Source organism: Streptomyces pseudogriseolus (assembly GCA_002154585.1).
Taxonomy (GTDB): Bacteria; Actinomycetota; Actinomycetes; order Streptomycetales; family Streptomycetaceae; genus Streptomyces; species Streptomyces pseudogriseolus.
The window spans coordinates 1,266-1,597 of the sequence record MUNG01000485.1; the positions used below are offsets into that span (position 1 = coordinate 1,266).

Annotated in this window: 1 pseudogene; it reads left to right on the forward strand. The window is 70.0% G+C overall.

The features are described from left to right. Positions 1 to 332: pseudogene (locus tag CCN29_RS36465) on the forward strand (DUF6049 family protein); the annotation flags it as partial.

Genomic DNA, 332 nt, shown 5'->3' on the forward strand with positions numbered 1-332 from the left:
CGGCCGCCGGCACCGAGGTGCCCTCGGCGTCCGCGTACCCGAAGTCGCTGCGCAAGCAGGAACTCCCGCGGTCGGCCTTCGAGCAGATCGCCAGGACGCAGGACAAGCTCGACCGCTTCAAGGTGATCCTCTCCGACCAGTCCCGTGTGGTCACGCCCTTCGGCCNNCGGCCGGCCGGCCGAGGCGGCGATCTACCGCAGCGGCGTCGAGACGTACCTGGACACGCTGAGCGGCCAGGTCCGCCTGATCGAGAAGTCGGAGACCAAGCTCTCCGGCCGCAGCGCCACCATCCCCGTGACGGTCCAGAACAACCTGGTGCAGGGCGTCGAGCA